Here is a 23,197-nt window from a genome sequence, read left to right on the forward strand (position 1 = left end):
AAGCCATGGGTCAAAAACGGCTTTTTTGGTATTTACATTTCTTCAAATGTAAAATGCAGCGCGCACAAGCTCTTAAGCTGAAATTGGGTGGACCAGACCTCTATTGGGGGGACAAAGGCTTCGCACAACAACCAAGAAGGTGAGAACCCATGAACTTTTGGCAACGCATCTGGCAATGGGTATCAGCGCGGGTCATTCGTTGGCAAGGCCCCGGCGCAGCCACCACGGCTGGGCCCGCAGCGTTAAAAGCACCCCCAACGCCGCTCAGTCTGGCAGCACCTTTGCCTGCTTGCGTGAGCGTGATCATCCCGGCCCTGAACGAGGAAAAACGCATTGCTGATGTTGTGCGCTATGCCCTGAGTGATCCAGCCACGGCCGAAGTGATCGTGGTGGACGACAGCTCGACGGACGACACAGTGGCCTTGGCCAAGGCGGCGGGGGCACGCGTCATCACCAGCAGCTTGCTTGGCAAGGGTGCGTCGATGAGCGATGGTGTGCAAGCCGCACAACATGACATCTTGGTGTACTTGGACGGCGACTTGATGGGCTTACGCAGCGGCATCATCAGCGACTTGGCCCGTCCCTTTGTGGCCGAGAGGGCCGACTTTGTCAAAGCCCGCTTTGGCCGGGGCGGCGGGCGCGTCACCGAGCTGACGGCCAAACCCATGCTCAAAGTGTTCTTTCCTGAGTTGGCTCACTTCAGCCAACCCCTGGGAGGCATCATCGGCGCACGTAAAGCGCTGCTCAAGCAACTCACTTTTGAAGACGGCTACGGCGTGGACATCGGGCTGCTGATTGACGCCTGGCGCACCCATGCGCGAGTGACAGAAGTGGACATTGGCCACCTTGAGCACGACAGCCAGCCGCTGGTGGACCTGACGTCAATGGCCAATGAAGTCTCGCGTGTCATTTACAGCAGGGCGCGTGAATCCGGGCGCTTGCATGTGGAGCAGATCACCGCCATGTACGAAAGCCAGCGCCAAGCCACAGCCTCATGGGACTACGCGATCACACGCCAAAAAAACCGCACGAAGCTTCTGCTACTGGACATGGATGGCACCGTCACCACCAGCCGCTTTGCCACCTTGCTGGCGCAAGCCACGGGCCAGGTTGAGGCACTCAGCCAGCATTTGGACGGCAGCAACCCCGATGTGCTGACACGCAGCGCCAGCATCGCACAAATCTTTCGCTTTGTGCACCGAGAAAAGTTTGAGGCGGTGGCCAAGGCCATGCCCATCCGTGCGGGCGTGATCGACTGTGTCAAGGCCTTCAAGCGGGCAGGCTTCATGGTGGGCGTGGTGTCTGACAGCTATTTTGTTGCTGCCGAGATTTTGAGGAAACGCATTTTTGCCGACTTTGCGCTGGCGCATACGGTGCAGTTTCAAGGCGATGTGTGCACCGGTGAATTGAGCATCAACAGCGCCTTTGTGCCCGACCCAGAAGCCGAGTCCAACCCAGCGCAGGCCATCATTTCCAAACACCATGTGGTGACGAAGTTTCGCCAAGCCGGCCTGCAGCCACGGTTCGAGCTGATCTGGGCCGTAGGTGACAACGAAAACGACATCGACATGTTGAATTTGGCCGACCGGGCTTGGATGATCGAGCCCAAATCACCTCTTATGAAAAACATCAAGGGCGTTGTTGAAATAGCGCACTTTGACGAACTCACTGCCGCATTGACTTTGGCGCTGCAACAAGCGGCGGCTCAAGCGCCCCCCGATGCCAATCAGGCCGTGCGAGCTTGACGCCAAACGCATGGGAGCGGTGGGCCCAGCCGAGGCTCATCGCAGCCCGTGCATCACGTCAATCGCATGTTCAAAATGGCCTTGGCCACGTTCGAGTGGGGTTTTCGGCCCAAAAAATCGCTGATGAACGCGCCCGCATCCACCAGCTTGCCCAGGTCAATGCCGGTGGCAATGCCCATGCCGTGCAGCATGTACACCACGTCTTCGGTGGCCACGTTGCCAGTAGCCCCCTTGGCGTAAGGGCAGCCCCCCAGACCCGCCACCGAGGACTGGAAATTCCAGACCCCCATTTGCAAAGCCGCCAGCGTGTTGGCCAGTGCTTGGCCATAGGTGTCGTGAAAATGGCCGCTGATGTGGTCAAGGTCGAAGTGCTGGAGGGTGGCCTCCATGGCGTGCTGCACCTTGAGCGGTGTGCCGGTGCCGATGGTGTCGGCCACGTCCACGCGCTGCACGCCGATCTGTTTCATCAAACCCGCCAGGTGGGCCACACTGTTCGGCGAGACCTCGCCTTCATAGGGGCAGCCCACGGTGCAGCTCATGGCCCCACGCACCGCGATGCCTGCGGCCAGCGCCGCTTGCACCACGGGCGCAAAGCGCTCCATGCTTTCTTCGATTGAGCAGTTGATGTTCTTCTGGCTGAAGGCCTGGCTGGCGGCACCAAAGACCACAATTTCGTCGGGGCGCGACGCCACTGCCGCCTGAAAGCCCACCATATTGGGCGTGAGCACCGAATAGCGCACGCCCGCTTGGCGCATGATGCCCGCCATCACCTCTGCGTTGTCGGCCATTTGCGGCACCCACTTCGGAGACACGAAACTGCTGACCTCGATCTCGGTCAGGCCTGCCGCCTGCAGGCGGTGCACCAGCTCGATCTTGACCTCGGCCGGGACCGGCTGCTTTTCGTTTTGCAGGCCGTCGCGTGGGCCGACGTCGATGAGTTGAACGCGTGAGGGAAGCTTGCTGAGGGACATCATTTCATCCAATTTTCAGGCTAACAGGAGGCAACACGGCCCCTTTGAACACAGCTGCTGCAGCAGTCAAGTTGCTTGGGGTTCTTTTTAGAGGCAACGCACTCATTTATCGCATCAAGGCAGCAGTCGCGTTTGGCCATTTTCAAACCATGCCGCATCAAACCCGTCGCGTAACAAAACCACCTGGGTTGTCGCCAAGCTGGTTTCACGCGCACGTTCGAGGTACTTGGCCAAGGTGCCGGCATCTTCGCTGATCAAGTGCGTGATGGACTCGCAATCACATTGAGCCAAGAGCTTGAAGTCGTCTTTCACTCGGACCCGGTCATCGCCAGCATCTCGTGGCATTTGTCGAATCATCAAGCCACAGCGCATGGCGTGGTCTACGTTAAACGGCAGCATGACAAAGTTGCGCAAAGGCAAATCGTGGATCGCTTGCCTCATCTGAAACTCAGAAACCACCACAGTGGACAAATACATGGCCACCTGTCGGCGAACACACTCTCTGTAGTAAGCCATAGCTGCGGCATGGTGTGGACGAGAGAGGTCGCTCAAACTGATGAGGAAGCTGGTGTCCAACAGAACGCTGTTCACGGCTTGTTTCCGCGCAACTCATCCACCCAAGCCGTGGCGTTGGGCACATCTTTCCAAGCAGCGGCACCCCTGCGCGTCAGCCGAGACAAACTCTCTTCATCCACCGTCGATGCATGCTCTACAAATTCGACCAACCGCGCATTGCGCAGCTCGCGGGTCAACACGTTGTACTCCGCCTTGATGCGCAACATGGCCAGCTTGTACAAGCGGTTCACGGTGTCGTTGCGTAAAACCTCGCGCTCTGTTGTCACCTTCAGCGTGCGTCCATCCGGCAACTTGATGTGTGCATTGGCCTTGGTGATACCGCCCAAATCTTGAATTTCGCCACGCACATAACGCTCGACTTGAACCCATTGGTCGGCATCGTCGGCGTGATAGTCGGTTTCGGCATTGATGTGAATCGACTCACCAAGGAAAGGGGCCGTGATGCGGTAAGACACTTGCTTGGATTGCCTTGACGCTTTCTGCCACCGCTCCATCACCTCGCGTCTTTTCGCGTCCAAACTGTCCAAGAGCTCGCCACCCAAAAGCGTACGCAAATCCCGGAACAAATTGGGGGCTACCAGCAAAGGCGCAGTTTCAATGGCCAAAGAACCTTTACGGACCGCGACCTCCAGGTTGTTGGTGTCGACTTCTTTGTCTTCACCGCGCAAGAAGGCGGTCACGTCTGCCGAGAAAGCAACCAAATCGCCCAAGCGCACGCGATCGGGCGTGGCTTCAAAGCCAGCCGAATGGTCTGTCATTGCGATGGTGATGCGTGGAGCTTGCATGATGGGATCATTTTAGACAGCGCAAGACTCAATAACCGCGCTGGGTGTCCACCACGCCCTTGATCGGCTCACCGCGCTGCAGTGCCTGCATTTTGCCCACGATTTGCGCGATGCTTTCTTCGCGCAAAGTACGCGCCGAGGTGTGGGGCGTGACAGTGATTTTCGGGTGTTGCCAAAACACATGGTCGGCGGGCAATGGCTCGGTGCGGAACACATCGAGCGCAGCCCCAGCCAGGTGGCCGCTGTCGATCAGGGCCAAGAGGTCGTCGTCCACCAAGTGCTTGCCGCGTGCCACGTTGATGACGTAGCCGCCTTTTGGCAGTTGCGACAGTGTGGCGTGGTTCAGGATGTTTTCGGTCTCAGGCGTGAGCGGCATCAGGTTGACCAGCACGCGCGTGGCGGCCAAAAAATCGGGCAAGGCCTGTGGCCCGCTGAAAGAACGGATACCCGGCAAGTCTTTGGCGCTGCGGCTGTAGCCGTTGACGGAGAAGTCAAACACCTGCAGCGCCTTGGCCACCCGCTCGCCCAACACGCCCAAGCCCATCACCCCCACGGCAAAGTCGGCGCGGCTGCGGGGTTTGCGGTAAGACCATTTGCCCGCTTGGGTGTCGGCGTCGTAGCCGTCGAACTCGCGGAAATGCCGGATCACCGCGTGGCACACGAACTCGGCCATTTGCACCGACATGCCCGCATCGTCCAGGCGCACGACTTTCAGCTTGGGCGGCAGTTTCAATTGCAGCAAAGCGTCCACACCCGCGCCGATGTTGAACAGGGTTTGCAAACCCGGCTGCTCGTCGATGAACGGCTGGGGCGGGGCCCAGACGATGGCGTGGTCGGCCTGTGGCGCGCCAGGTGCCCAGGCGGACACGCTGGCCAGCGGGAAGGCCAGTTGCAGGCCTTGCACCCACGGTGCAGGGTCGAGCTTGTCAAAACAGACCGTGATTTTCATGGGGTGATTTTGTCAGCCCAGCTTGAGCAGCTCTGCCCCGTCGGCGACTTGGTCGCCTGGGGCGTAGAGCAACTCGGCCACCACGCCGTCTTTGGGCGCGCTGATGGTGTGTTCCATCTTCATGGCTTCCATCACCGCAAGGGCCTGACCGGCCTTGACCTTGTCGCCCGCCTTGACGGCAAAGGACACGACCTTGCCCGGCATGGGGGCCGTGAGGCGCCCGCCTTCTTGCGCCGCTTCACCCGCGTGGGCCAGCGGGTCGAGCACGGTGATGCGGGTCGCGCCCTGGGGCGTGAAAATGTGCGCGGTCTCGCCTTGCCAGTCGATCTGACTGAAACAGCGCGCACTGCCCCACTGCACCCACAGGCCTGCGCCATCGGGGGCAAAGCTCAGCATGCCCGACACAGTCTCTTCGCCTTCCAGCGACAGGCTCAAAGCGCCGTCGTGCAAATAGCTCAGGCGGGCCGAGCGGGGCTGGTCTTGCCAGACAAATTCAAAGCGGCGCTGCGCCACCCCGTGCGACTGCCAGCCATCGCGGCGGCTGAACGGGTCTTGCCCCTGCAAGGCCTTGTCGGCCTGCAAGCTGTGCGCCACCACGGCGGCCACAGCGGCGGGCAAGCCCAGCTTGTCTTGCTTGAACAAGACGGCGGCTTCACGCTGGATGAGCGCGGTGTCGAGCTTGGCCGTGGCAAAGGCCTCGCTGCGCACCACGTGGCGCAAGAACTGCACATTGGTGTTCAGGCCCACGATGTGGGTTTGTGCCAAAGCGGTGTCCAGCCGGGCCAGTGCTTGCTCGCGGGTGTCGCCATGCACGATGAGCTTGGCCACCATCGAGTCGTAAAACGGGCTGATGGTGTCGCCCTCGCGCACACCATCATCCACACGGACCGTGCCCCGCTCAAAACTGCTGGCTTGCGGCTTGCGGTAGACCCGCAGAGTGCCCGTTGCGGGCAAGAAGTTGTTGTCGGGGTTTTCAGCGCAGATGCGCGCCTCGATGGCGTGGCCGTGGATGCGCAACTGGTCTTGGCGCAAGGGCAGCGGCTCACCACTGGCCACACGCAATTGCCATTCCACCAGATCGAGACCGGTGATGGCTTCGGTCACCGGGTGCTCGACCTGCAAGCGGGTATTCATTTCCATGAAGAAAAAGCGCATGGATTCAGGTTGGTCGTAGGCGGTTTGCTCGACGATGAATTCCACCGTGCCTGCGCCCACGTAGTTCACCGCTTTGGCAGCGGCCACAGCCGCTGCGCCCATTTGTTCACGCAGCGTGTCGGTCATGCCGGGCGCTGGCGCTTCTTCCAACACCTTTTGGTGGCGGCGTTGCACCGAGCAGTCGCGCTCAAACAGGTACACACAGTTGCCGTGGGTGTCGCCAAAGACTTGAATCTCGATGTGGCGCGGGCGCTGCACGTACTTTTCAATCAGCACCGCGTCGCTGCCAAAGCTGTTGATGGCTTCGCGTTGGCACGATGCCAGCGCAGCGGCGAAGTCTTCGGACTTGTCGACCACGCGCATGCCTTTGCCGCCACCCCCCGCGCTGGCTTTGATGAGCGCGGGGTAACCGATGCGATCGGCCTCGGCTTGCAACAGCGCCGGGTCTTGGTCGGCACCGTGGTAACCGGGCACCAGGGGCACACCGGCTTGCTCCATCAAGCGCTTGGACTCGGCTTTGAGGCCCATGGCCAAAATCGCCGATGCGGGCGGGCCGATGAACACCAAACCCGCTGCAGCGCAGGCCTTGGCAAAGTCTTCGTTCTCGCTCAAAAAGCCATAGCCGGGGTGCACCGCTTCGGCTCCAGTAGCCTTGGCGGCTTCGAGGATGCGCTCCCATCGCAGGTAGCTGTCTTTGGGTGCGCTGCCGCCAATGTGCACCGCTTCGTCACACGCTTGCACATGCTTGGCCCCGGCGTCGGCGTCCGAATAAACAGCCACGGTTTTGAGCCCCATGCGGCGGGCGGTGGCTGCAACGCGGCAGGCGATTTCGCCACGGTTGGCGATCAGTATTTTTTTGAACATTCATAACTCCTAAAAAGGCTGCAACCGCAATATGGATCGCTTCGTGCCTCGCGATGACGTCAGGGTGCTTGACGACGCTCTGGTACTTGACGGCGCTCTGGTACTTGACGACGCTCTGCCCGTCATTGCGAGCGCAGCGCGGCAATCCATGCCTCGATGGTCCACCGTGGATCGCTTCGTGCCTCGCGATGACGTCAGGGTGCTTGATAACGCACTGGCACTTGACAGCGCTCTGGTACTTGACGGCGCATTGCCCGTCATTGCGAGCGCAGCGCGGCAATCCATGCCTCGCTGCTCCACCGTGGATCGCTTCGTACCTCGCGATGACGTCAGGGTGCTTGACGACGCTCTGGTGCTTGATAACGCCCTGGTGCTTGACGGCGCTCTGGTGCTTGACGACGCTCTGGTGTTTGACGGCGCTCTGGTGCTTGACGGCGCATTGCCCGTCATTGCGAGCGCAGCGCGGCAATCCATGCCTCGCTGGTTCACCGTGGATCGCTTCGTGCCTCGCGATGACGTCAGGGTGCTTGACGGCGCTCTGGTACTTGACGGCGCACTGCCCGTCATTGCGAGCGCAGCGCGGCAATCCATGCCTCGATGGTCCACCGTGGATCGCTTCGTGCCTCGCGATGACGTCGGGGTGCTTGACGGCGCTCTGGTGCTTGACGGCGCTCTGGTGCTTGATGGAAAACTGTGGTGCAACATCACAGGGACCACGACGGTTGGCGTTTTTGCAAAAAGGACAGCACACCCTCTTTGCCTTCACTGCTGGCGCGGATGTCGGCGATGCCTGCCACCGTCTGCACCACCAGCGCGTCGTTGATCTCGCGTTCGGCCACGTCTTGCACCAGCTTTTTGCAAGCGCGCACCGCCTTTGGGCTGGCGCTGACCAGCGCTTGGGTGAGCTCGGCCACTTTGGCGTCCAGCGCGTCGGCGCTCACCACCTCGTGCACCAAGCCGATGCGGTGCGCCTCGGCCGCGCCAAAGCGCTCGGCCGTCAAAAAGTAGCGGTGCGCCGCACGCGCGCCCATGGCGCGGATCACATAGGGGCTGATGGTCGCCGGGATCAGGCCCAGCTTGACTTCGCTCAGGCAGTAGTGGGCCGTGTCCACGCTCACCGCCATGTCACACGCCGCCACCAGGCCCATGCCGCCGGCATACACATCGCCTTGCACGCGGGCGATGGTGGGCTGGGGGCATGCGTAAATGGCGCGCAGCATGGCAGCCAGTTCGCCCGCGTCGGCCAAGTTTTCGTCCCGGGTGTAGTCGGCCATGCGGCGCATCCAGTTGAGGTCGGCACCGGCGCAAAAGGCAGGGCCCTCGGCGGCCAGCACCACGCAGCGCACGTCGTCTCTGGCGCCCACAGCCTCAAAGGCCGACTTGATTTGCGCGATCAGCTCGTCGTTGAACGCATTGCGCACCGTCGGGCGGGTCAAGGTGATGCGGGCCACTTGGTCTTGGACGGTGACGCTCAGGGCGGTGTTCTGAACGCTGCTCATGGTTTTTTGGCCTCGGCGGCTTGCTGTTGCAAGTGATAGACCCAATCGATTTCGGGTGCGGGCTGGCCCATGGCCGTCAATGCCGCTGTGATCTGGCCGCGATGGTGAGTGGCATGGTTGAAGACATGCGCCAAGCTGGCCGCAAAGGGCAAAGACTGCGGCACGCCCTTGCTGGTGCGGTAGTCCAGATGGCCGTCAAAACGCTCGGCCGTCCAGCTGTCGATCAAGGGCGTCCAATTCGCCGAGCCCCCTTTGAGCGCCTGGGCCAGGCGTTCGCGGTGCGGCTCAATCTCGGCGTCCAGCGCCAGCACAGGCGACGCGCCTTTGGCAAATCGCGCATACCAAAGCAAGTGCTCAGCCACCAGCAGGTGGTTGAGCGTGCCGTGGATGCTTTTGAAGAACAGGCCCACATCGCGCTGGTATTCGCCATCGGACAGGCGCGAGACCGCTTCGAGCAAGCGGTGTGTGGCCCAGACGTGGTATCGCGCTTGGGAGTTGAAGTGACGGTGCCAAGGGGATGTGTTCATTGCGGCCATGTGTCCAGCCCTCCCAAAGTTTTGAGCGATTCAAAATCGGCGTCACGGTGCAGCAGTGTGTGGCCGTGGGTCATGCAGTAGCTGGCCAAAAGCACGTCGATGGGGCTGTGCACGGTGCGGCCTGATTGGCGCAAGCGTTGGTAGAGTGTGGCCGCCTGCAAGGCGTTGTCGAGACCACCGATCTCCACCACCTCCAAGTTCAGCAGAAGGTCGCGCGCCCGGGCCTGGGCACTGACTGTGGAGAAGCCGCGCACCACCTCAAAAACAACCAGATCGGCCACGCCAATGTCGGGTGGCCCCTCCTGCCCGGTGAGCCAGCGCTTGAGCTGTTGGGTCTGTGGGTTGATCGTGCCTCGAAAGTGATCGATCAGCACGCTGGAGTCCACCAAAATCATGCTGGCTTGCCTTTCGCAGGCAGCCGGGTGGCAGCTGTTGCTCGGGATTTGCGGCCCTTCACAGCGGGCTTGAGCGCATAAGCAGCCACAGGTTCTTGCACGGTCTCTGCAACTTGCCTCGCTTCGCGCGCCTTGGCCCAAGCTTCGTCGGAGTCGTCCCAAAACAAAGTGCCACGCGCGGCCAACAAGGCCGCGTAAGCCTTCTTGCGCTTGAGCAGCCGCAAGCCCTCTTCGACCGCTTCTTTTTTGGTCTTGAAGCCGCCCGCGGCCATGGCAGCGGCCATCAAGTCGTCGTCAATTTCAATGTTGGTTCGCATGTGCACAGCCCCTTAATGTGTATGAATTTATAAAATCATACACATCACATGCGAAAAAGTCCAAATTTTGTTTCGGGTATCGGTGCATTGAGCGATGCGCTCAGACCCAGCGCCAGCACGCGGCGGGTGTCGGCCGGGTCGATGATGCCGTCGTCCCACAGGCGTGCGGTGGCGTAATAGGGGTGGCCCTGCACCTCGTATTGCTCTTTGATGGGGGCCTTGAAAGCAGCCTCTTCGTCGGCGCTCCATTGGCCGCCCTTGCCCTCGATGCCGTCGCGCTTGACGGTGGCCAAAACGCTGGCCGCCTGTTCGCCGCCCATGACGGAGATGCGGGCGTTCGGCCACATCCACAAAAAGCGAGGGCTGTAAGCGCGGCCGCACATGCCGTAGTTGCCCGCGCCAAAACTGCCACCCATGATGATGGTGAACTTGGGTACCGCAGCTGTGGCCACGGCCGTGACCATCTTTGCGCCGTTGCGGGCGATGCCTTCGTTTTCGTATTTGCGGCCCACCATGAAGCCGGTGATGTTTTGCAAAAAGACCAGCGGGATCTTGCGCTGGCAGCACAGCTCGATGAAGTGCGCACCCTTGAGGGCCGACTCGCTGAACAAGATGCCGTTGTTGGCAATGATGCCCACCGGCATGCCCTCGATGCGGGCAAAACCACAGATCAAGGTGGTGCCAAAGCGCGATTTGAATTCGTCGAACTCAGAGCCGTCGACGATGCGGGCAATGATCTCGCGCACATCAAAGGGCTTGCGCGTGTCGGTGGGGATCACGCCGTACAACTCTTGCGCGTCAAACAGCGGCGGCACAGGTGCATGCGTGGCGATGTTGGGGGCCTTTTGCGCGTTCAGGTTTTTCACGGCTTGGCGGGCCAGCACCAGCGCGTGCACATCGTTTTGCGCCAAGTGGTCGGCCACGCCGGACAAACGCGTGTGCACATCGCCACCGCCCAAATCTTCGGCACTCACCACCTCGCCCGTGGCGGCTTTGACCAGCGGTGGGCCGCCCAAGAAGATGGTGCCTTGGTTCTTGACGATGATGGTCTCGTCGCTCATGGCGGGCACGTACGCGCCACCGGCTGTGCACGAGCCCATGACCACGGCGATTTGCGCAATGCCCAGTGCGCTCATGTTGGCCTGGTTGAAGAAGATGCGGCCAAAGTGGTCGCGATCCGGAAAGACTTCGTCTTGGTTGGGCAGGTTGGCGCCGCCCGAGTCCACCAGATAAATGCAGGGCAAATGGTTTTGCTGCGCGATCTCTTGCGCGCGCAAATGCTTTTTCACGGTGAGGGGGTAGTAGGTGCCGCCCTTTACCGTGGCGTCGTTGCACACGATCATGCAGTCCACCCCACTGACACGGCCAATGCCCACGATCACGCCCGAGCTGGGCGCGTCGTTGTTGTACATGTTGAGGGCGGCCAAGGGCGCGACTTCGAGGAAAGGCGTGCCGGGGTCGAGCAACATTTGCACGCGGTCACGCGGCAGCAACTTGCCCCGGGCGGTGTGCTTGGCGCGGGGGGCATCACCACCGCCCAAAGCCACGCGCTCCAAGTGGGCACGCAGGTCGTCCACCAAGCTGCGCATGGCGGCGGCATTGGCCTGAAAGTCGGCCGAACGCGGGTTCAGTTGAGAGTGCAAAACAGTCATGTGTCTTCCTTGGCTGTGGCCCCGGGCATGTGGCAAACACCGCGCCTGTGGGGCAATGCCTGACAGCTTAAGCCCTGACGGCCGGTTGCAGGGTGTCAAATGGGTTGCAAATCGTGCCACAATTTCATGCGCCATGAACCCGCCATGAACCCGCCATGAACCCACCATTACCCGCCCCACCACGACCGAGCCACACCGGCCGCGCCGAGACACCCATGGTTTTTGTCAATGCCATTGTGCAGGCCTACACCCAACGCGGCATGGACCCGCTGCCCGCCTTGGCCGAGGCACAAATTGCGCCAGAAACCCTGCACCATGCCGAGGCCCGCATCACCGCGCTGCAAATGGAATGGCTTTCGGCCAGCGCCATGCGCGAGCTGGACGACGAGGCCCTGGGCTGGTTCAGCCGCCGCCTGCCCTGGGGCAGCTATGGGCTGTTGGTGCGCGCCTCACTGACCGCGCCTAGCTTGGGCGTGGCACTGCAGCGCTGGTGCCGTCACCACGGATTGCTGACTGACGACATTCACCTGCAAGTCAGCACCGAAGCGGGCGTGGCGCACCTGCAGTTGCGCGAACACCGCCCACTGGGCACGCTGCAAGAATTTGCCGTGGTGTCGGTGCTGCGCAATGCTTTAGGCGTAGCCTGCTGGCTGACCGACTCGCGCATTCCGCTTGTGCAAACCACTTTGCGCTTCGCCCCACCTCCGCACGCCGACAGTTACCGCGTGCTGTTTGACGGCCCCACACAGTTCAACGCACCCGCGCACAGCCTGCAGTTTGATGCGGGTTACCTCAGCCTGCCCGTGCGCCGCGACGAAGCGGCTTTGCAACGCATGCTGCAGCGCGCCCTGCTGCTCACGGTGCGCCCTTACCGGCGTGACCGCTTGCTGGTGGAAAAAGTGCGCCAGACCCTGGCCGAACACCCCGAGCACAGCCGCAACGCCGACGACCTGGCGGCCTGGCTCAACCTGTCAGCGCGCACCTTGCACCGGCAACTGAAAGAAGAAGGCGCAAGCCTGCAGCAACTCAAAGACGCGGTGCGCCGGGACTTGGCCATGGACTTGCTGCTGCGCACACAACGCCCCATCAAACAGATCGCAGCCGAGGTGGGGTTTCAGAACGAGAAAAGTTTCATGCGGGCGTTCAAGGGGTGGACGGGGGTGACGCCGGAGGGGGTGAGGTCTCGTCGGCCGTCCCAGCCCCACTGAATTGGCTTTTACCAGTGGGAAAAGGGCTTTAAAATTTAAATAAGCCCATTTTATATTTTAAATTTGTCTTTATTTGTGTTTAAATTTGGCCAAGACTGAAAGCCCAAACAAGCCACATGCTCGCCGACAAACCCCGCACGAATGAGCCAGAGATCCGACGCTTTGTTCAAGCCAAAGTGGCCATCGCCCTACAGGACACGCGCGTGGTGCTGATCGTGGGCCCTCGCCAAGCGGGCAAAACCACCCTGGCACGCCGGTACGCCAACCCTGCTCGGCCCTTCATCAGCTTGGACGACCCCGCCACTTTGTCTGCTGCGCGCGCCGACCCCACAGGTTTTGTTCGGGGTTTGAGCCAAGCCGTGATCGATGAAGTCCAACGCGCACCCGATCTCTTGTTGGCCATCAAGGAGAGCGTGGACAAGGACACCAGGCCAGGTCGCTTTCTCCTCACCGGCTCCACCAACCTCATGGCCATGCCTTTGGTCGCCGACTCTTTGGCGGGTCGTTTAGAGGTCGTCACACTGCTGCCCTTTGCGCAAGCCGAGTTGGCCGACACGCCGGGTGATTTGCTGGACCGTTTGTTTGACGGCCAAGGCTTGCCCGATTTGGGCATGCCTGTGGTGAGTCATGAGCTGATGGATTTGGTGCTCAAAGGGGGTTACCCAGAAGCCCTGCGGCGCGCAACGGTGGGTCGGCGTCAAGTGTGGCTGCAAGACTATGTGGCCCTGATCCTTGACCGCGATGTGCGTGACATCGCCCACATCGACCAGCTCGATCGCATGCCGCGCCTGTTGAACATGCTGGCGGCGCACGCGGGGCAATTGGTGAACCACAGCACTTACGGTGCCGCACTGGGCCTGACATCGCCTACCGCGCAAAAATATGTGGGTATTTTGGAGCGCTTGTTTTTGCTGCGCCAAATACCCCCATGGTCAAACCAGGCGATCAACCGGTTGACAAAAACGCCCAAGCTGCATTTTCTAGACACCGGCTTGCTGGCCGCACTGCGCGGCCACACGGCAGATCAATTGCAAAAAGACACATCGCCCGAGCGCGTGCACTGGGGTCCGGTGCTGGAAAATTTCGTGGTGTCCGAGGTGCTCAAGCTCGTCACTTGGTCAGACAGGCGACTGCGCGTTTCGCACTTTCGCAGCAAAAACCTGGACGAAGTGGACTTGGTCATTGAAGACCAGCAGGGGCGTGTGGTGGGCATTGAAGTCAAAGCATCGGCCACGGTGCGCAGCGCTGATCTGCGTGGACTGCGCCAACTGCAGGCCGCGGTGGGCGACAAGTTTGTACATGGACTGGTGCTGCATGACCATGACCGCATCACACCGTTTGACGCGCAACTGCATGCAGGTCCTGTCTCTCTTTTGTGGCAGTGAGCGGAATGCTGAAGACTTGAGAAACTGCGCTTGGACCCTGTCCCGCGCTCATGAGCCCAAGCGCAAACCCCGCATGTGCTCAAACACCTTCGCCGCACCGGCTTGGCGCAGGGCATGGGCATCAGCGCCGGGTGGTGCATAAGCCCACACAGTCGCCCCTGCAGCCACACCCGCCGTGATGCCCACGGTGGTGTCTTCCACCACCAGGCAGCGCGCCGGGTCTATTTGCAAGTGCGCGGCAGCGGCCAGGTACACATCGGGGTGCGGCTTGCTGCGCGGCATTTCGTGGCCGCTGAAAATGCGGCCTGCAAAAAACGCCATCAGGCCCACTTGCTTGAGCATCATCTCGACCTTGAAACGGTCTGCACCCGAGGCCACGGCGATGCGGCCTTGGCAGTGCTCGTTCAGGTGCGCCACCGCCTCGTGCACTCCGTCGATGGCGGTGATGCTTTGTGTCAGGCGTTCGTTGCGCCGGGCAAAAAACTGCTCCAGCCAGGCATCGGTCAGCGGCTGGCCGGTATGCGCTTCGATCACGCTGCGCTGGCTTTTGACGGTGTGGCCCACAAAGCGCTGCATGCACTCGGCCAGCGTCATGCGCCAGCCTTGCGCTTCAAACATGTCACGCAGCACGCCGCAGGTGATGGCTTCGCTGTCCACCAGCACGCCGTCGCAATCGAAAAGAATGGCTTCAAAGTTCATGGGTTGATCATACGGGGTGGACTGACAGGATGGTCTTGCTGCGCAGCCCCAAACCAACTTCACAACACATCGCCGTCCACGTAAAACCAGCGCCCGTCTTCACGCACAAAGCGGCTGCGCTCGTGTTGGCGCACGGCTTTGCCGCTCACCCGAAAACGCGCGACAAACTCGACCTCGGCCGTGTCGGCACCGGTGACGCGGTGCTGCTTGATCTCCAAACCCAACCATTTGCCGCTGGCTTCGAGCTTCAGCTCAGCAGGGCGTTGGCTGCTGTGCCAAGTCGCCAGCAGATAAGGCACATCGGCCCGCACAAAAGCGCTGTAGCGCGAGCGCATCAGACTTTCGGCATCAGGCGCGGACTGGCCCGCGTGGTACAGACCGCAGCAAGCCTCCAGGGCCATCGGATGGCCTTTGGCCGTGGTCCGACCGCAGGGGCAAGGCGTCATCATCCAGAGTTTTTGCGCGCTGCGCTTTCGGCCTTGTGTTGTTCCATGGTGACCATGGGCGCCGCTGCTTTTTTCCAGGCCGCAAAGCCGCCGTCGATGTGGGCCACGTTGGTCATGCCCATGTCTTGCAGGGTTTTGCTGGCCAGGGCGCTGCGCCAGCCTGCGCCGCAAAACAAGATGAACTGCTTGCTTTCGTCAGCAAACACCGGCTTGAAGTAGGGCGAGGCCGGGTCCACCCAGAACTCGAGCATGCCCCGGGGCGCGAGCAAAGCGCCGGGCACGGTGCCATCGCGCTCGAGCTCACGCGGATCGCGGATGTCGACGATTTGCACGGCAGGGTCGGCCAAACGCGCTTGCACCTCGGCCACGCTGTGCGTCGTGACCTGGGCCATGGCTTCGTCCACGAGCGCCTGAAATCCTTTGGTGATGGGCATGTGTTTCTCCTTCAGTTGACGGCAAACCTGCCGACTTTATTTACGCCAAAAATGTGCGCTGAACAAGACCAGCACCGACAGCAACTCCAGGCGACCCAGCAGCATGGCAAAGCTCAACACCCCGAGCTGAAAGGGGTTGAGGCCGCCGTAGTTGCCCGAAGGCCCCACTTCACCCAAGCCCGGGCCGATGTTGTTGACCGTGGCAATCACCGCCGAAAATGCGGTCACGATGTCCATGCCGCTGAGCAAGAGCAGCATGCTCAGGCCCATGGTAGCCCCGCCATAAATGAGCATGAAGCCCAGTACCGCCGTCATCACCGACATGGGCATGACACCACCACCCAAGGTGACCGGGTTGATGACACGCGGGTGAATGATGCGCACCAACTCACGGCTCGCCTGCTTGACCAGCAAGATCATGCGCACCATCTTGATGCCGCCGCCGGTGGAGCCGGCGCACGAGACAAAACAGCCCAAAAACATCAACATGATCGGGATGAAAACCGGCCATTGGGCGTAATCGGTGGCGGCATACCCGGTGGTTGTGGCCAAGGACACCACATGAAAAGCACTGATGCGCAAGGCCTCCAGGCCATCGTCATACACCCCATGTACAAGCAACAAAGCGGCGACCAGCACACTGGCCGCTGACAAGACACTCAAATAAGTGCGAATCTCAAAGTCTTTGCTGATGGGTGCCAAAGAGCGGCTGCGCAAGACCACAAAATAACGCACAAAGCTGATACCGGCCAAGGTCATGAACACGATGGCCACCCATTCGATCGTGGGCGAGTTGAAGTGCCCAAAACTGGCATCGTAAGGCGAAAAGCCACCCAAACCCATGGTGGTGCACATGTGCATGAAGGCATCGGCCCAGCTCATACCCGCCCAGCGGTAAGCCAACAGACAAGCACCCGAAAACAAAAAGTAAACACCCCACAGGCCACGCGCTGTCTCGGATATCCGGGGGGTGAATTTGGTGTCCTTCATGGGGCCGGGGGTTTCGGCTTTGTACAACTGCATGCCACCCAAACCCAGCATGGGCAACACCGCCACCACCAGCAGCATGATGCCCAAGCCGCCAATCAACTGCAAAAAACAACGCCAAATGTTGACCGAGACGGGCAAATGATCGAGCCCCGACAAGGCTGTCGCCCCCGTTGCGGTGAGGGCGCTCATGGCTTCAAAATAAGCCTTGATCCAGGTGATCTCAGGCACCAAGACCAAGAGCGGCAATGCCGAATAGGCAGGCAACATCAACCACACCAAGTTGACCAATAAGAAGCCGTCTTTGGCCAGCAATTCGCGGCGATGGCGCTGCGTCACAAAGGCCAGCCCCAACCCACTGGCGGCCGTCAAACCAAAGCCTGCCAGCCAGATCCACTGCAGGTCATGGTGGTCTTCGAACCAAGCCCAAATGCCCGGCACCAAAAAGGTGACTGAGAACGCGATCAAGATGCGCGCCATCACCGACAGCACGGGGAAGAAGGTGTTGAGCATCAGCCAAAAAAGGTCGCACTGACCTGAAACAGTTTTTCCACCGCGCGCACATCGCGCTTGTTGGGGATGAACAAGATGATGTGGTCATCGGCCTCGATCAGGGTGTCGTGGTGCGGCATCAGCACTTCGGATTTTTTGCCCTCGCCGCGCACGATGGCGCCCATGCTGACCCCCTTGGGCAGCTTGATTTCTTCGACGCGCCGCCCCACCAGTTTGGAGGTTTTGACATCACCTCGCGCAATGCCCTCTAGGGCTTCGGCCGCGCCTCGGCGCAGGCTGTGCACCGCCGCCACATCGCCCCGGCGCAGGTGCGCCAGCAACTCGCCGATCACGGTTTGCGCGGGCGAGATGGCAATGTCGATCGTGCTGCCTTGCATCATGTCGGCATAGGCTCGGCGGTTGATCAGGGCCATCACGCGTCGCGCTCCCATGCGCTTGGCCAGCATGGCCGACATGATGTTGTCCTCGTCGTCGCTGGTCAGCGCCAAAAACAAATCCATATCGCCCACGTTTTCTTCCTGCAGCAGGTCTTCGTCAGCACCGTCACCATTCAAGATGAGGGTCCGCGACGGCAACTGGCTGGCCAGGTATTCGCAGCGCTTTTTGTCGCGCTCGATCAGCTTCACAGCGTAGTTGTCGGCCAGTTTGCGCGCAAGACGCAAGCCGACTTTTCCGCCCCCGGCCAGCATCAGGCGCTGCACAGCTTTGTCTGTTTTGTGGATACCGGCCAGCACGACCGGTATCTTCCGGGTGTCGGCCAGCACAAAGACCTCGTCACCGGGCAAGATGCGGGTTTCGGGCAAGGCGTCAACCTGCGCGTCTGAACGGTACAAAGCCACCACCCGCATTTCGGCGTGCGGTAAACGGTCGCGAAATTCTGCGATCGTGTGGTTCACCAACAAACTGTCGGCCGATGCGCGCACCACAATCAGGCTGACCCGACCGCTGGCAAATTCGAGCACCTGCAAAGCCTCAGGGTACTGAATGAGTTGCTCGATGTAGCGCATCACCGACTCTTCAGGGCAGATCACGTGGTCCACCGCAAAACCGGACTTGCCCAGCAACTCGTCGCCCTCGTTGAACTCGGGCGAGCGCAAACGGGCAATGGTGGTGGGCACGTTGAACAGGTCGTGGGCGATCTTGCAAACCACCAAGTTTGACTCGTCGGCTGCCGCACAAGCAATCACCATGTCGGCATCTTTGGCCCCAGCCTCCCGCAGCACCGAGGGCTGGATGCCATTGCCCAGCACACCGCGCAAATCAAGACGGTCTTCCAATGCGCGCAGACGGACCGGGTCTTGGTCAATGACGGTGATGTCGTTTTGCTCAGAGACCAAGCTTTCAGCGACGCTTTCGCCCACACGACCGGCGCCCAGGATGATGATGTTCATGGTGCGCGATGATACGTGAGCAAAGGGTTTGGCCGGTTAATGCAGCATCATTTAAACGTTCAAAGCGCGCGTTGGATGATGATTTTTTGCACGTCGCTGGTGCCTTCGTAGATCTGGCACACCCGCACATCGCGGTAAATGCGCTCGACCGGGAAGTCGCTCACATAGCCATAGCCGCCCAGGGTCTGGATGGCGGCAGAACACACTTTTTCGGCCATTTCGCTGGCAAACAGCTTGGCCATGGCGGCCTCTTTCAGGCAGGGCCGCCCCGCATCGCGCAGGCTGGCGGCGTGCCAGATGAGTTGTCGCGCCGCTTCGACTTGTGTGGCGCAATCGGCCAAACGAAAACCCACCGCTTGGTGGTTGAAGATGGCCGTGCCAAAGCTTTCGCGCTGCTTGGCGTAGTCAATCGCCACATCAAGTGCGCTGCGCGCCATGCCCAGGCTTTGCGCGGCGATGCCGATGCGCCCACCTTCCAATGAGGACAAGGCGATCTTGTAACCTTCGCCTTCTTGGCCAATCAGGTTTTCAGCCGGAATGCGGCAGTGGTCGAAATTGATCTGGGCGGTGTCGCTGCTGTGCTGGCCCAGCTTGTCTTCCAGGCGCGCCACGTTGTAGCCCGGCGTGCGGGTGGGCACCAAGAAAGCGCTCAGGCCCTTCTTGCCCGCGCCCTTGTCGGTCACGGCAATCACCACCGCCACATCGCCGTGCTTGCCGCTGGTGATGAACTGCTTGACGCCGTTGATGACGTAGCCGTCGCCGTCTTTCATGGCGGTGGTGCGCAGGGCCGAAGCATCCGAGCCCACATGCGGCTCGGTCAGGCAAAACGCCCCCAGCATCTGGCCTTGGGCCAGCGGGGTGAGCCACTGCGCTTGTTGTGCGGCGTTGCCGTACATCATCAAAATCGCGTTCACCGGGCAGTTGGTCACGCTGATGGTGGTGCTGACGCCGCCGTCACCGGCAGCAATTTCTTCGAGCACCAGCGCCAGCGTCACATAGTCCAGGCCCGCGCCGCCCAGCGCTTCGGGCACACAAATGCCATACGCGCCCAGCTCGGCCAGGCCCTTGTGCGCCTCTTTAGGAAAGTGGTGCTTCTTGTCCCACTCGGCGGCGTGGGGCCACAGCTCGCGCTGCGCAAAATCGCGCACGGCGTCGCGGATCATTTCTTGGTCGGGGGTCAGCAGCATGGGCGTCTTTCCTTATCGGGTCACCAGGGCAAAGCTTGCCCATCGTGGTTCAAAAATGCACCACGGTCTTCAGGGCGCGTTTGCGTGCGGATGCGCTCCAGCGTCTGGCGCAGACTGCTGGCGCTTTGCGCGGGCGTGAGGGGTGCCTGGGGGCCGCCCATATCGGTCTGCACCCAGCCCGGATGCAAGGCCACGCAAACAATTTCAGGGAAATCGTGCTGCGCACATCGGATGTACATGTTCAGCGCCGCCTTGCTCATGCGATACAGCGCCGCCATGCTGGTGTGCGTCAGTGTCAGGCTGCCAAAGTGGCTGCTGATGGCGGCAAATACGCCTTTTGCCTCCAACAACATGGGCGCGATCTGCGGCAACACCATCATCGGGCCCATGGCATGGGTATGCATCAAGAGGTCGAATTTTTCACGTGTGGGCGGCGAAGCGGTGGTCTCTCGATCCACCACGCCTGCCACATAGATGGCCAGGTCGATTTTTTCACCGCCCAGCTGCCACGCCAGCCCCGAGTTGCTGGCGGGATCGGCCACATCGAGGCGCAGGGTTTGTGCACCCAGCGCTTTGAGCCGGGCCAGGCCCTCGTCCGAGCGGGCGGTGGCGATCACGCGCCAGCCGTCGGCGATGTATTGATTGGCCAGTTCCAATCCGATGCCGCGTGAGGCACCTAAGAGAAGGATGGTCTTCATGTCTCGGTACTGTTCCTCACTGCACGCACAGCGCTGCCGTCCAGCGCGTGTGCCCAACGAGCATCTGAGTGGATGGCCACGTCGCTGCGCTCCTCGCCATGACAGCAACTTTTTCATCGCGAGAAACGAAGTCGTCCATCACAACAAGCCTGTCATCGCAAAGGACAAAGCCATCCATGGCAACAACTCTGTCATCGCAAAGAACAAAGCCGTCCATGACAACAACTCTGTCATCGCAAAGAACAAAGCCGTCCATGACAACAACTCTGTCATCGCAAAGAACAAAGCCATCCATGGCAACAGCTCTGTCATCGCAAAGAACAAAACCATCCATCACAGCAAGCCTGTCATCGCAAAGAACAGAGCCGTCCATGGCAACAACTCTGTCATCGCAAAGAACAAAGCCGTCCATCACAACAACTCTGTCATCGCAAAAAACAAAGCCATCCATCACAGCAAGCCTGTCATCGCGAGGAACGAAGCGATCCATGGCAACAACTCTGTCATCGCGAGGAACGAAGCCATCCATGGCAACAACTCTGTCATCGCAAAGAACAAAGCCGTCCATGGCAACAACTCTGTCATCGCAAAGAACAAAGCCGTCCATCACAACAACTCTGTCATCGCGAGGAACGAAGCGATCCATGACAGACCGTGCGGCGCTTGTCATCAGACCAATTCCAGCGCCACCGCCGTGCCTTCGCCCCCGCCGATGCACAAGGTGGCCAGGCCTTTTTTGAGGCCACGGGCTTTGAGCGCGTGGATCAGCGTGACCATGATGCGGGCACCGGACGCGCCAATGGGGTGGCCCAGGGCGCAAGCGCCGCCGTTCACATTGACCTTGTCGTGCGGCACGTTCAGCTCTTTCATGAGCGCCATGGGCACCACGGCAAAGGCTTCGTTGACTTCCCACAGGTCGACGTCTTGCACCGTCCAGCCGGCTTTGGCCAGGGCTTTTTGGGTCGCGCCCACCGGGGCGGTGGCAAACCACTCAGGCTCTTGCGCGTGGGTGGCGTGGCTGACGATGCGTGCCAATGGCTTGCAGCCCAGCTTGGCGGCGGTGCTCTCGCGCATCAGCACCATGGCGGCCGCGCCATCGTTGATGGACGAGCTGCTGGCGGCGGTGATGGTGCCGTCTTTCTTGAAGGCGGGTTTCAAGCTGCTGATTTTGTCGAGCTTGACTTTGCCGGGGCCTTCGTCGATGGCCACCACGCGTTCGCCGCTGCGGTCTTTCACCGTGACGGGCGTGATCTCGGCCGCAAATGCGCCTGACTCGGTGGCGGCCTTGGCGCGCTGCACGCTGGTGGTGGCGAAGTGGTCTTGCTCGGCGCGGGTGAAGCTGTATTTGGCGGCGCAGTCTTCGCCAAAGGTGCCCATGCTGCGACCGGCTTCATAGGCGTCTTCCAGGCCGTCCAGCATCATGTGGTCGTAAATTTTGTCGTGGCCCATGCGGTAGCCGCCGCGGCCTTTGAGCATCAAATACGGCGCATTGGTCATGCTTTCCATGCCTCCGGCCACCAACACCTCGTGCGTGCCCGCCACCAGCATGTCGTGCGCGAACATGGCCGCGCGCATGCCCGAGCCGCACATTTTGGACAGCGTGACCGCGCCCGCGCTCTTGGGCAAACCGCCCTTGAAGCCCGCTTGACGCGCCGGGGCTTGGCCCTGGCCTGCCATCAAGCAGTTGCCAAACAGCACTTCGGTGACCAGCTCTGGGCTGATGGCTGCACGCGCCACGGCAGCGCGGATGGCAGCGCCTCCCAGGTCGTGGGCGGCCAGCGCAGAAAAGTCGCCCTGGAAGCTGCCCATGGGGGTGCGGACAGCGCTGACGATGACGATGGGGTCTTGCATGGTGTTCCTCTGTAAAAAAGTGACGATTGAGGCCATCAGCCGCCTCTTGGATAGCGCTTGAGTGCATGGCGAAAAACACCCAGCACCTCGCCCGGCTGGCTCATGCTCACGCCAAGGTCTTTGGCCAAGCCATCTTTGAGACCGTAACACCAACCATGGACACTGAGTTTTTGACCTCGGGCCCAAGCGTCTTGCACCACGTTGGTCAAGGCCACATTGCCCACTTGCTCGATCACATTCATCTCGCACAGGGCATCTTCTTGCTCTGGCACCGTGAGGTGGTCGAGGCGGCGGCGGTGCCGCACCTTCACATCGTGCACGTGGCGCAACCAGTTGTCGGCCAAACCCACACGCATGCCGCGCAAAGTGGCCAACACACCACCACAGCCGTAGTGGCCCACCACCATGATTTGCTCCACCTTGAGGGCATCCACCGCGTACTGAATGACCGACAGCGCGTTCAAGTCTGAGTGAACAACCAGGTTGGCCACATTGCGGTGTACAAAAATCTCACCCGGGTCCAAGCCTGTGATTTGGTTGGCTGGCACCCGGCTGTCGGAACAGCCGATCCACAAAAATTTGGGGGTTTGCTGGTTCGCCAAACGGGTGAAAAAATCTGGGTCTTCGCGCACCATCCGCGCGGCCCAGGCTCGGTTATTGGCCAACAGTGTTTGCATATGCATGGTCTCAGCAGGTTTCGGCAAACAACTCGCGGCCAATCAGCATGCGACGGATCTCGGAGGTGCCCGCACCGATTTCGTACAGCTTGGCGTCGCGCCACAAACGGCCCAGCGGGTAGTCGTTGATGTAGCCGTTGCCCCCAAAAATCTGCACGCCTTCGCCGGCCATCCAGGTGGCTTTTTCGGCGGTCCACAAGATGACGCTGGCGCAGTCCTTGCGCACTTGGCGCACATGCTCGACGCCCAACAAGTCCAGGTTTTTCGCCACGGTGTA

Annotated in this window: 24 protein-coding genes; 3 read left to right on the forward strand and 21 right to left on the reverse strand. The window is 60.8% G+C overall.

The window, feature by feature from the left end:
- The first annotated feature begins 149 nt into the window (after positions 1-149).
- Entirely contained in the window at positions 150-1,745 is a 1,596-nt protein-coding gene (locus ACIQ39_RS03005) for a glycosyltransferase (RefSeq protein ID WP_396433130.1), read from the forward strand.
- A gap of 53 nt (positions 1,746-1,798) precedes the next feature.
- On the opposite strand, the gene ACIQ39_RS03010 is transcribed toward ACIQ39_RS03005, so the two are convergent.
- From ACIQ39_RS03010 to ACIQ39_RS03055, 10 genes are all read right to left on the reverse strand, one after another.
- Positions 1,799-2,716, reverse strand: coding sequence for a hydroxymethylglutaryl-CoA lyase (locus ACIQ39_RS03010; protein ID WP_396433131.1), 918 nt, complete (start codon positions 2,714-2,716; stop codon positions 1,799-1,801).
- 114 nt (positions 2,717-2,830) lie between these two features.
- Positions 2,831-3,307 carry a hypothetical protein gene (locus ACIQ39_RS03015; RefSeq protein ID WP_396433132.1) on the reverse strand — a complete coding sequence of 159 codons (477 nt, stop codon included), beginning with the start codon at positions 3,305-3,307 and terminating at the stop codon, positions 2,831-2,833.
- Positions 3,304-4,077 (reverse strand): hypothetical protein, encoded by a 774-nt coding sequence (locus ACIQ39_RS03020; protein WP_396433133.1) that lies wholly within the window; start codon positions 4,075-4,077, stop codon positions 3,304-3,306. Before ACIQ39_RS03020 ends, ACIQ39_RS03015 begins: the two co-directional genes overlap by 4 nt.
- Before the next feature lie 28 nt (positions 4,078-4,105).
- Positions 4,106-5,026, reverse strand: a complete 921-nt coding sequence (locus tag ACIQ39_RS03025) for a 2-hydroxyacid dehydrogenase (RefSeq protein WP_396433134.1) — start codon at positions 5,024-5,026, stop codon at positions 4,106-4,108.
- Between the two features lie 12 nt (positions 5,027-5,038).
- The gene (locus ACIQ39_RS03030; RefSeq protein WP_396433135.1) at positions 5,039-7,045 is read right to left on the reverse strand and encodes a biotin carboxylase N-terminal domain-containing protein; all 2,007 of its coding nucleotides are present in this window, start codon (positions 7,043-7,045) and stop codon (positions 5,039-5,041) included.
- A gap of 704 nt (positions 7,046-7,749) precedes the next feature.
- The gene (locus ACIQ39_RS03035) at positions 7,750-8,544 is read right to left on the reverse strand and encodes an enoyl-CoA hydratase/isomerase family protein (protein WP_396433136.1); all 795 of its coding nucleotides are present in this window, start codon (positions 8,542-8,544) and stop codon (positions 7,750-7,752) included.
- Complete coding sequence (locus ACIQ39_RS03040; protein WP_396433137.1) at positions 8,541-9,080, reverse strand: DinB family protein; 540 nt, start codon at positions 9,078-9,080, stop codon at positions 8,541-8,543. Before ACIQ39_RS03040 ends, ACIQ39_RS03035 begins: the two co-directional genes overlap by 4 nt.
- Positions 9,068-9,475 (reverse strand): PIN domain-containing protein, encoded by a 408-nt coding sequence (locus ACIQ39_RS03045; protein ID WP_396433138.1) that lies wholly within the window; start codon positions 9,473-9,475, stop codon positions 9,068-9,070. Before ACIQ39_RS03045 ends, ACIQ39_RS03040 begins: the two co-directional genes overlap by 13 nt.
- Positions 9,472-9,792 (reverse strand): type II toxin-antitoxin system VapB family antitoxin, encoded by a 321-nt coding sequence (locus ACIQ39_RS03050; RefSeq protein ID WP_396433139.1) that lies wholly within the window; start codon positions 9,790-9,792, stop codon positions 9,472-9,474. Before ACIQ39_RS03050 ends, ACIQ39_RS03045 begins: the two co-directional genes overlap by 4 nt.
- 44 nt (positions 9,793-9,836) lie before the next feature.
- Positions 9,837-11,444 carry a carboxyl transferase domain-containing protein gene (locus ACIQ39_RS03055; RefSeq protein WP_396433140.1) on the reverse strand — a complete coding sequence of 536 codons (1,608 nt, stop codon included), beginning with the start codon at positions 11,442-11,444 and terminating at the stop codon, positions 9,837-9,839.
- A gap of 155 nt (positions 11,445-11,599) precedes the next feature.
- Here ACIQ39_RS03055 and ACIQ39_RS03060 point away from each other — a divergent pair, with 155 nt between their 5' ends.
- Complete coding sequence (locus ACIQ39_RS03060) at positions 11,600-12,652, forward strand: AraC family transcriptional regulator (protein ID WP_396433141.1); 1,053 nt, start codon at positions 11,600-11,602, stop codon at positions 12,650-12,652.
- Between the two features lie 116 nt (positions 12,653-12,768).
- Positions 12,769-14,037: an ATP-binding protein gene (locus tag ACIQ39_RS03065; protein WP_396433142.1), complete on the forward strand. Its 1,269-nt coding sequence runs from the start codon at positions 12,769-12,771 to the stop codon at positions 14,035-14,037.
- 48 nt (positions 14,038-14,085) lie between these two features.
- Here ACIQ39_RS03065 and ACIQ39_RS03070 read toward each other — a convergent pair whose 3' ends face one another.
- The 11 genes from ACIQ39_RS03070 to ACIQ39_RS03120 all read right to left on the reverse strand — a co-directional run.
- Complete coding sequence (locus ACIQ39_RS03070; protein WP_396433143.1) at positions 14,086-14,736, reverse strand: HAD family hydrolase; 651 nt, start codon at positions 14,734-14,736, stop codon at positions 14,086-14,088.
- Between the two features lie 59 nt (positions 14,737-14,795).
- The gene (locus ACIQ39_RS03075) at positions 14,796-15,185 is read right to left on the reverse strand and encodes a YchJ family protein (RefSeq protein WP_396433144.1); all 390 of its coding nucleotides are present in this window, start codon (positions 15,183-15,185) and stop codon (positions 14,796-14,798) included.
- Positions 15,182-15,616: a rhodanese-like domain-containing protein gene (locus ACIQ39_RS03080; RefSeq protein WP_396433145.1), complete on the reverse strand. Its 435-nt coding sequence runs from the start codon at positions 15,614-15,616 to the stop codon at positions 15,182-15,184. The genes ACIQ39_RS03075 and ACIQ39_RS03080 overlap by 4 nt, the downstream gene beginning before the upstream one ends.
- A gap of 36 nt (positions 15,617-15,652) precedes the next feature.
- A complete protein-coding gene (locus ACIQ39_RS03085; RefSeq protein ID WP_396433146.1) occupies positions 15,653-17,116 on the reverse strand; it encodes a TrkH family potassium uptake protein in 1,464 nt (487 codons plus the stop codon).
- Positions 17,116-18,507, reverse strand: a complete 1,392-nt coding sequence (gene trkA, locus ACIQ39_RS03090; RefSeq protein WP_396433147.1) for a Trk system potassium transporter TrkA — start codon at positions 18,505-18,507, stop codon at positions 17,116-17,118. The genes ACIQ39_RS03085 and trkA overlap by 1 nt, the downstream gene beginning before the upstream one ends.
- A gap of 59 nt (positions 18,508-18,566) precedes the next feature.
- Positions 18,567-19,694, reverse strand: coding sequence for an acyl-CoA dehydrogenase family protein (locus ACIQ39_RS03095; protein ID WP_396433148.1), 1,128 nt, complete (start codon positions 19,692-19,694; stop codon positions 18,567-18,569).
- Positions 19,695-19,714: 20 nt separating this feature from the next.
- A complete protein-coding gene (locus tag ACIQ39_RS03100; protein WP_396433149.1) occupies positions 19,715-20,392 on the reverse strand; it encodes an SDR family oxidoreductase in 678 nt (225 codons plus the stop codon).
- A gap of 16 nt (positions 20,393-20,408) precedes the next feature.
- Entirely contained in the window at positions 20,409-21,038 is a 630-nt protein-coding gene (locus ACIQ39_RS03105) for a hypothetical protein (protein ID WP_396433150.1), read from the reverse strand.
- 23 nt (positions 21,039-21,061) lie between these two features.
- Positions 21,062-22,243, reverse strand: coding sequence for an acetyl-CoA C-acyltransferase (locus tag ACIQ39_RS03110; protein ID WP_396433151.1), 1,182 nt, complete (start codon positions 22,241-22,243; stop codon positions 21,062-21,064).
- A gap of 35 nt (positions 22,244-22,278) precedes the next feature.
- Positions 22,279-22,920 (reverse strand): carbonate dehydratase, encoded by a 642-nt coding sequence (gene can / locus ACIQ39_RS03115; RefSeq protein WP_396433154.1) that lies wholly within the window; start codon positions 22,918-22,920, stop codon positions 22,279-22,281.
- A gap of 10 nt (positions 22,921-22,930) precedes the next feature.
- Positions 22,931-23,197: acyl-CoA dehydrogenase family protein (locus ACIQ39_RS03120; RefSeq protein WP_396433152.1), on the reverse strand; the 267-nt coding region annotated here is incomplete at its 5' end.

This window comes from Limnohabitans sp., assembly GCF_044361645.1.
Classification (GTDB): Bacteria; Pseudomonadota; Gammaproteobacteria; order Burkholderiales; family Burkholderiaceae_C; genus Limnohabitans_A.

Bases quoted from the DNA above. Each gene is read 5' to 3' on its own strand.
- ACIQ39_RS03005 (WP_396433130.1), top strand. From the start codon at position 150: ATGAACTTTTGGCAACGCATCTGGCAATGGGTATCAGCGCGGGTCATT.
- ACIQ39_RS03010 (WP_396433131.1), bottom strand. From the start codon at position 2,716: ATGTCCCTCAGCAAGCTTCCCTCACGCGTTCAACTCATCGACGTCGGC.
- ACIQ39_RS03020 (WP_396433133.1), bottom strand. From the start codon at position 4,077: ATGCAAGCTCCACGCATCACCATCGCAATGACAGACCATTCGGCTGGC.
- ACIQ39_RS03025 (WP_396433134.1), bottom strand. From the start codon at position 5,026: ATGAAAATCACGGTCTGTTTTGACAAGCTCGACCCTGCACCGTGGGTG.
- ACIQ39_RS03030 (WP_396433135.1), bottom strand. From the start codon at position 7,045: ATGTTCAAAAAAATACTGATCGCCAACCGTGGCGAAATCGCCTGCCGC.
- ACIQ39_RS03035 (WP_396433136.1), bottom strand. From the start codon at position 8,544: ATGAGCAGCGTTCAGAACACCGCCCTGAGCGTCACCGTCCAAGACCAA.
- ACIQ39_RS03040 (WP_396433137.1), bottom strand. From the start codon at position 9,080: ATGGCCGCAATGAACACATCCCCTTGGCACCGTCACTTCAACTCCCAA.
- ACIQ39_RS03045 (WP_396433138.1), bottom strand. From the start codon at position 9,475: ATGATTTTGGTGGACTCCAGCGTGCTGATCGATCACTTTCGAGGCACG.
- ACIQ39_RS03050 (WP_396433139.1), bottom strand. From the start codon at position 9,792: ATGCGAACCAACATTGAAATTGACGACGACTTGATGGCCGCTGCCATG.
- ACIQ39_RS03055 (WP_396433140.1), bottom strand. From the start codon at position 11,444: ATGACTGTTTTGCACTCTCAACTGAACCCGCGTTCGGCCGACTTTCAG.
- ACIQ39_RS03060 (WP_396433141.1), top strand. From the start codon at position 11,600: ATGAACCCACCATTACCCGCCCCACCACGACCGAGCCACACCGGCCGC.
- ACIQ39_RS03065 (WP_396433142.1), top strand. From the start codon at position 12,769: ATGCTCGCCGACAAACCCCGCACGAATGAGCCAGAGATCCGACGCTTT.
- ACIQ39_RS03070 (WP_396433143.1), bottom strand. From the start codon at position 14,736: ATGAACTTTGAAGCCATTCTTTTCGATTGCGACGGCGTGCTGGTGGAC.
- ACIQ39_RS03075 (WP_396433144.1), bottom strand. From the start codon at position 15,185: ATGATGACGCCTTGCCCCTGCGGTCGGACCACGGCCAAAGGCCATCCG.
- ACIQ39_RS03080 (WP_396433145.1), bottom strand. From the start codon at position 15,616: ATGCCCATCACCAAAGGATTTCAGGCGCTCGTGGACGAAGCCATGGCC.
- ACIQ39_RS03085 (WP_396433146.1), bottom strand. From the start codon at position 17,116: ATGCTCAACACCTTCTTCCCCGTGCTGTCGGTGATGGCGCGCATCTTG.
- trkA (WP_396433147.1), bottom strand. From the start codon at position 18,507: ATGAACATCATCATCCTGGGCGCCGGTCGTGTGGGCGAAAGCGTCGCT.
- ACIQ39_RS03095 (WP_396433148.1), bottom strand. From the start codon at position 19,694: ATGCTGCTGACCCCCGACCAAGAAATGATCCGCGACGCCGTGCGCGAT.
- ACIQ39_RS03100 (WP_396433149.1), bottom strand. From the start codon at position 20,392: ATGAAGACCATCCTTCTCTTAGGTGCCTCACGCGGCATCGGATTGGAA.
- ACIQ39_RS03105 (WP_396433150.1), bottom strand. From the start codon at position 21,038: ATGGATCGCTTCGTTCCTCGCGATGACAGAGTTGTTGTGATGGACGGC.
- ACIQ39_RS03110 (WP_396433151.1), bottom strand. From the start codon at position 22,243: ATGCAAGACCCCATCGTCATCGTCAGCGCTGTCCGCACCCCCATGGGC.
- can (WP_396433154.1), bottom strand. From the start codon at position 22,920: ATGCAAACACTGTTGGCCAATAACCGAGCCTGGGCCGCGCGGATGGTG.